This is a genomic window from Pseudoalteromonas arabiensis (assembly GCF_001550155.1).
Lineage (GTDB): Bacteria > Pseudomonadota > Gammaproteobacteria > Enterobacterales > Alteromonadaceae > Pseudoalteromonas > Pseudoalteromonas arabiensis.
In genome coordinates this window covers 1-7,214 of sequence record NZ_LRUF01000017.1, presented here as the reverse complement: position 1 = coordinate 7,214, position 7,214 = coordinate 1, and the positions used below count along the sequence as shown (strand labels likewise).

General features: G+C 39.4%; 7 protein-coding genes. All 7 read right to left on the bottom strand.

Annotation, left to right across the window (positions count from 1 at the left end):
* On the bottom strand, window positions 1-722 hold a 722-nt coding region (locus PAARA_RS07440; RefSeq protein WP_209438176.1), incomplete at its 3' end, for a hypothetical protein.
* A gap of 355 nt (window positions 723-1,077) precedes the next feature.
* Window positions 1,078-1,485: a DUF6210 family protein gene (locus PAARA_RS07435; RefSeq protein ID WP_157066183.1), complete on the bottom strand. Its 408-nt coding sequence runs from the start codon at window positions 1,483-1,485 to the stop codon at window positions 1,078-1,080.
* A gap of 4 nt (window positions 1,486-1,489) precedes the next feature.
* Window positions 1,490-2,512: a DUF1308 domain-containing protein gene (locus tag PAARA_RS20940; RefSeq protein WP_245219924.1), complete on the bottom strand. Its 1,023-nt coding sequence runs from the start codon at window positions 2,510-2,512 to the stop codon at window positions 1,490-1,492.
* Between the two features lie 97 nt (window positions 2,513-2,609).
* Window positions 2,610-3,296: a hypothetical protein gene (locus PAARA_RS07425; protein ID WP_062568424.1), complete on the bottom strand. Its 687-nt coding sequence runs from the start codon at window positions 3,294-3,296 to the stop codon at window positions 2,610-2,612.
* A 12-nt stretch (window positions 3,297-3,308) separates the two neighbouring features.
* Window positions 3,309-4,511: an RHS repeat domain-containing protein gene (locus PAARA_RS07420; RefSeq protein WP_062568423.1), complete on the bottom strand. Its 1,203-nt coding sequence runs from the start codon at window positions 4,509-4,511 to the stop codon at window positions 3,309-3,311.
* Window positions 4,512-4,765: 254 nt separating this feature from the next.
* Window positions 4,766-5,479 carry a hypothetical protein gene (locus PAARA_RS07415; protein WP_062568422.1) on the bottom strand — a complete coding sequence of 238 codons (714 nt, stop codon included), beginning with the start codon at window positions 5,477-5,479 and terminating at the stop codon, window positions 4,766-4,768.
* On the bottom strand, window positions 5,469-7,214 hold a 1,746-nt coding region (locus PAARA_RS20615), incomplete at its 5' end, for an RHS repeat-associated core domain-containing protein (RefSeq protein ID WP_245219923.1). The genes PAARA_RS20615 and PAARA_RS07415, both read right to left, overlap by 11 nt.

The following is a 7,214-nucleotide window of genomic DNA, read 5'->3' as shown; positions in this document are numbered from 1 at the left end:
GTTTTTGCATCTGCTAAGTCATTTAGCTTTGCGTTTCCAACCGGCATTAAGCCACCACTGGCTAAACGTGGTTTACCAAATGGGTCATAGTTGCGTTGAGTACTCACATAACCATTATAGTCTGTGATTATGCGCGCACTTTGTAAACGGTCTCTATGTGTGTAACGTATGCTCGCAGTCTCATCCGTCGTTTGGCTTATCACTGCTATGTCATCAATATAGGCACGCCATGTGGTTTTGGTGCCGTCGATGTCTTCTTCATATAATTTATCACTGTAGAAGGTGGTTACGCTGCCATTCACTTGCTTAAAGCGCATGTGTTGTGGACCGTAAGTAAAGTTAAGTGTTTTGCCCTCTTTTATGAGTTGGATTGGCTTATCCATTGCGTTGTAAATTGCATGTGATAATCCATCGCCTTTTATCATATTACCACGAGCGTCGTAGCTAAATGTTTTCCAACTACCACTTCGGTATACACGTTTTACTGCGTTTGGCCCACCTGTTGTCCCTGTTGTGTAGTCGTACTCTGTGGCGTAATCTGATTTGAATAATAAGTTACCTACACTGTCATAGCTGTAGTGTGTGATTTCATGACCATTGACTGAGTTACTTTTTAATCGATGCAAGTCATCATAAACATAACTCTCAGAAAACTGGTGTTGGTCAATACCAAGGTTACCTGTCGTTACATCCACTTGTTTTAAATTACCAAACCCATCCACTTTCTCTATATGCTTGTTGCCCCAAGATTATCAACAAAACCCTAGCAAAAAATAAATCCGAATTTATCTCGTTTACTTAAACGAATGAGATATCTTTCTCGTAAATATTAGCTTTATTGAGCATATAAAATCAGCACAGTCATCATGTCATCTCAGTAAACTGTGTCACTTAAAAACAGCAGAGCTAGCTGTTTGAGCCCGCGCCACCAAATTGGTAGCACTGACGCATTTTGCACCATATATTGTTAGCAAGTGCGTGGCTCTACTGGGTCTTGCAACGCACTTGATAACCTTTACACGGTAATTGAGTCTGTTCTACTCTGCAAACGAGATCATCCTTTTAGCTTATTTAGAATTAGTCACTATTAGACCAAGTTAAAATACCTTTCATCTCATTTTCGCAGCTAATAGGGTTGCTCTCTGTGCTTCTTATGATTACGTATACCCATGACTCAATTGAATCGTCTAGCTTTGTTATATCAACTGAAATTCCATTCGTTTCAGAGTTATTTTGCAATAGCTTATCTATAGACTCAGCCAACTCTGTACTTACTGATTCTGAGTTTTTAAAAAGCTTGCTTAATTTATATTCTAAAGAAGATTCAAAATCATAAGGGTCGCAATCAAAATTAAAAGGAACAAAATACCCTTCCATTTCAGAATGAAAACAAGCTGTCCCTCCAGTCTGATTAAAGTAAACGCAATTAGATTTAGTCTGAATAATTAAACCCACGCCTACCATGTCCCATAAACATATCTTCATTACTTTATTCTCCTTTCCTAAAACGAGTGAGGGCTATGAATATAGTGTCAAGCACAATCCCTTGATTTGCAGCAGCTCTAACAAATCTTTGGTCTGAGGTAATAGATCTAATACCAAGTTTATCACCCGTTCCAAATATTCGTTGATCTGGCATTTTTATTGTTCGCGCAGGGGTCAAGTTCATAACTCGTATAGATGGCATATCAGGAATGACACTAACCGTTGATAAAAAAGCAGAAGCTTTTGTTATTATATCAGGCCTACCATTACGCCTAACCGCATCCACAAATTCAACAATAGCTGTTTGTGTCATTAAACGTTCATTATGGCTCATAGCAGTAAGTATTTCAGCTTGAATAGGTGAAGTTGGGCCAGATAGCGCCCTAGCTGTTCCTGTGTCAATATTAACAGCACCTTGTCTAACTCGTTCTAGAGTTTCATTTACAGTTAATATTTCTGCTGGAATTAATGGGTTGGCAGCCTCAGGGGTAGATCCGGATGTTGAAATAGATAAGGCAACCATCGTTAAAGCTCGTCCAAGAATTGAAAGAATTGCTTCTCCAGAAATAGCCTCCGTTGCTAGAGGCAATGCTAAGGCTGTTCCAGATAATAGTTCTTCATTAGAAGTTTTATTTTTAAAGGAGCCAATATCCATACTATCAAGCTTAGAGCTTGCTAAGGCTAAAGATTGATCCAAACCATTACTGATATTATTACCTACACTGGTAGTTGGATTTGCAACCGCTAAAGAAGCATTACCATATGCCTGAGCTTCTGCTCCATAATTAGTATCATACCCCCCAAAACTACTGCCAAGTGACTCGCAAGCATTTTCTATTCTTGAAGCTGCACAACCGGTATACCCCGTTGGGTCTATCCCTGCCAATGGGTTATTCATTAAATAGGAGTATGAGTTAATACTTTGACTATTCGTTGGACTCTGAATAACGGGATCAACACTCATAAATCGACCAAGGTTATAATCGTACACCCGACCGTTCATATGAATAAGCTCAATATCATCCAAATGCTCGTGGTCAGTAAAGCCACGTCGTGTTTTTGCATCTTACAAGTCATTTAGCTTTGCGTTTCCAATTGGTATTAACGCTTTGTAAACTTAGCACTTAATTAGCGCATTCATCTTCATAAACTCTATTATGACTTATTTCTTGTTTAATCTTATTCTTGATTAGCTTATTTGAAACTTGATTCAAACTTGCTTTAAGAGATTCTAGCATGTAATTATCTTCAATAAGTAAGAGTGAATTTAATGCTGTCTTACCTATAAAACTATCTTGATTGTCAATTAATATCGCTATTAATACATCAACATCATTTTTTTCTCCAATCATACCAAGCCCAGTTATAGCTGAGTTTTTTAAGATATTTTCATTCGAACTGATCATCTCCACAAAATATTTTCGTGCAATATTCAAATCCACTCCACTATCAAAACATTTATTTTTAAGATTAATTCTCCATTTCATAGCAGCTAATCGGATTAAGTGATCATCTAACACACGTATATGCTTAGTGTTCCTCCATACTTCTAATAATGTGGAATTGTACGAGTCAGCATCAAAACCTTCACTAGACCAACCACTGGAAATTAAATTTGAAACAGAAAATACTGCTTCTCTATAATTCTTATTCCAATATGAGCCAATTTCCATGTTCTGAACCGAGATGTCAGCATGCCCGATTGCTTTTTCAATTTCGTGTTTCCACTGCCAATTACCTTCGTCTGCATATGAACAGCATGCAGACAGCAGCCAAATACCACATGTTATGTAAATTTTAAATATTTTCATGTATTTTCCTGTCTATGGGACTATCGGCCAACTTTGAACTTGGTTAATTCCACCCCTTCGCCTCGATTCAAAATATTGAGTTTTTGAATCTACTTGCTGCACCTCTTTTGTGTATTTCCAACGAGTTTGGACAAAAGTTCGTTTATGAACGTTACTATAAGAAGACATTCTAATTTTTTGTCTATAGATTTTAACATCTAATATTGGTGTCTTTTCAATGCTCCACTTCACATGAACATTGTACACATTTACTTTCACTTCAGGGGCAAAAACTATATTTGGCATCCTCATGCGCCATGCATCAGGAAGGTCGTAATTATATGAAAGCCCTAATCTGGGCGTCTCATTTAGATAAATTTCGAAGGCTCCGCTTGCAAGAATCTCAGGTTCGCCATCATAAAGACCTTCATGATGAAGTTCTCTAGAACCTAAATATTCAGTAGATGGATACCCATTCTCACCATCCTTTCTTTCTCGCCAATATTCATCAATAACTTCGGGCATATCAACACCATCTATAGAATTACTACCGTCAGAACAATTTGTACAAGCATATAAATCTCTACTAGAGCTATTATTACCTTTTGCAATTGTTGATGAGGACCCTATATCAGCTGCCTTTATAACATCAGCAATTGCAGCCTTCCCTGCACTTGAGCCATTGTTAGTAATGTGGATTGTACCTTGACTATCTTTGCCTATTTGCCCAACTGTTCTTCCACTAGAGTCGGTGATTGCTTGTACTTTACGCTCTTCAAGGCCTCTTGCGCAGTCTTTTAGGGTATCATCTGTAGAGCAATAGCCCGTTGGGTCAGTGCCACTGAGCGGGTTATTCATTATGTAAGAATAAGGGTTAATACTCTGACTATTCGTTGGGCTTTGAATAACAGGGTCAACCGACATAAACCTGCCAAGGTTATAATCATTCACCCGACCGTTCATATGAATAAGCTCAATATCATCCAAATGCTCGTGATCAGTAAAGCCACGTCGTGTTTTTGCATCTGCTAAGTCATTTAGCTTTGCGTTTCCAACCGGCATTAAGCCACCATTGGCTAAACGTGGTTTACCAAATGGGTCATAGTTGCGTTGAGCACTCACATAACCATTATAGTCTGTGATAATGCGTGCACTTTGTAAACGGTCTCTATGTGTGTAACGTATGTTCGCAGTCTCATCCGTCGTTTGGCTTATCACTGCTATATCAATAAGCACAAAACTACAACCAGTAAGTAAACGAGCAATAAGAAGAGCAGGATGCCATCAAACAGGCAAAGTAGGCCTGAATGAAGGGGTAGTCTGAGGCCACTTAGTCATCAAACTGTTAGTGGCACTGACACAGATTGCACAATCTGCTGCTAGCAAGTGCGCAGTTCTAATAGCTTTAATTGCGCATTTTATGGTTAACTATTAGATATTAGAAGCTGTGAGTTGATAAAAGACACAGCTCCATCGCTCCTTTTCTAGGATCATGTATCTAACATTATAAATAACTCTGAAGACGAACTTGCAATGATATCAATGGAACATTCTGCCAGCTCCCCTGAACCTGCGACTCTGACTAGCGCACTATTATTGCTTATGAGTTCAGCTATAAAACTATCAACATTAAATGGAGATCCATTAAAACTAAGTTCTTTTAAATAGGCTACTTCAAAGTAATTACCAACCCGTTCAGATTCAAATGCTAAGCTATGCTTTGACAGATAAAGTTGAAAGCCAATATTATCCCTAACAAGGGCTATTCCTAAATCCAAATTATCAATCCCTAGTCGGGCTATACCTGAAAACTGTAAGCCTTCACTTCCCTCTTTAACATGCTCTTGAGAAAAATCTCTATCATTTATAGCTTCCAAAACCTTATGAAGCTTTTTCAGGCGTTTCCACAACCCATAGTGCCTTGTTATTCTTGTGGCAGGTTGCCATATACTATCGCTTGCAAATAAATAGAGTTCATATCCAGAAAATAAACTCTTAACTAAATCAGACTTTGCTACTTTGGCATTCTCCTCATCAAGCTCTGCTGTTGATACACCTCCCTCAACAGATTCTGAAATATATGTTAGAGCTGAAATATTCCCTTGTAGCTCCGGAGCACATGAATAAGAGTCGTCACTTAAAATGAAAGAGTCATTTTCTTCAAATAAGTTAGAGCTAAATATTTTCCTAGATCTAATAGTCATAATGTCCCTCTCTTGCATCATTAAAATGTGGCCCTCGGTTTTGAATATTTCCTGGACTATAGAAATGCCCTGCGGCATCTCTGCGTATAAAAGTTTCTCTAAACCCACCAATGCCATTTGGAACTCTGAACCAGTATGTTTCCCCTGGCTGTGGAACTCCCCTTCGATCAAAATTTGGAGTTACTCTTGATGGCTGCTGCGAAACTGGGATTCCCATTCTTCTTTTAGCTTCTCTAAATGCACCATTCCTCCCCGCTCCAATAGGAGTTAAATTTATAGGAGGTGCGCCACGCATCCCCTGCAAAGTTTGCTCCAAAAACTGAATATCCGCTCGGTTAGTGGGTCGGTTAGGTCTTGCAACATTAAAGGTAGGGTCAAGGGTTCTTATTTGCTCAAATAAAAAATTATATCGAGCATTAACATATGATTGCATGGCATCAACATTGGTGCGACCTCGACCGCGTCCACGTGATGCCATCATCTCCCCAGTTGGCTCACTTAAACCATCGCCATTATCAATTGCTTCCTTCTCAGCTTCAAAGTCTATTCCACTGTTCGCTATTATCTGCGAAGCTTCAGATTTGCCCCCAACACCGCCTGTTCTTTTTGCAATTGTTGATGAGGACCCAATATCGGCCGCCTTTATAACATCAGCGATAGCTGCCTTCCCTGCACTTGAGCCATTGTTAGTAATGTGGATTATACCTTGGCTATCTTTACCTATTTGCCCAACAGTTCTTCCATTAGAGTCGGTGATTGCTTGTACTTTACGCTCTTCAAGGCCTCTTGCGCAGTCTTTTAGGGTATCATCTGTAGAACAATACCCTGTTGGGTCAATCCCTGCTAATGGGTTATTCATTATGTAAGAATAAGGGTTAATACTCTGGCTATTCGTTGGGCTTTGAATCAAAGGGTCAACACTCATAAACCTGCCAAGGTTATAATCGTACACCCGACCGTTCATATGAATAAGCTCAATATCGTCCAAATGCTCGTGGTCAGTAAAGCCACGTCGTGTTTTTGCATCTGCTAAGTCATTTAGCTTTGCGTTTCCAACCGGCATTAAGCCACCACTGGCTAAACGTGGTTTACCAAATGGGTCATAGTTGCGTTGAGTACTCACATAACCATTATAGTCTGTGATTATGCGCGCACTTTGTAAACGGTCTCTATGTGTGTAACGTATGCTCGCAGTCTCATCCGTCGTTTGGCTTATCACTGCTATGTCATCAATATAGGCACGCCATGTGGTTTTGGTGCCGTCGATGTCTTCTTCATATAATTTATCACTGTAGAAGGTGGTTACGCTGCCATTCACTTGCTTAAAGCGCATGTGTTGTGGACCGTAAGTAAAGTTAAGTGTTTTGCCCTCTTTTATGAGTTGGATTGGCTTATCCATTGCGTTGTAAATTGCATGTGATAATCCATCGCCTTTTATCATATTACCACGAGCGTCGTAGCTAAATGTTTTCCAACTACCACTTCGGTATACACGTTTTACTGCGTTTGGCCCACCTGTTGTCCCTGTTGTGTAGTCGTACTCTGTGGCGTAATCTGATTTGAATAATAAGTTACCTACACTGTCATAGCTGTAGTGTGTGATTTCATGACCATTGACTGAGTTACTTTTTAATCGATGCAAGTCATCATAAACATAACTCTCAGAAAACTGGTGTTGGTCAATACCAAGGTTACCTGTCGTTACATCCACTTGTTTTAAATTACCAAACCCATC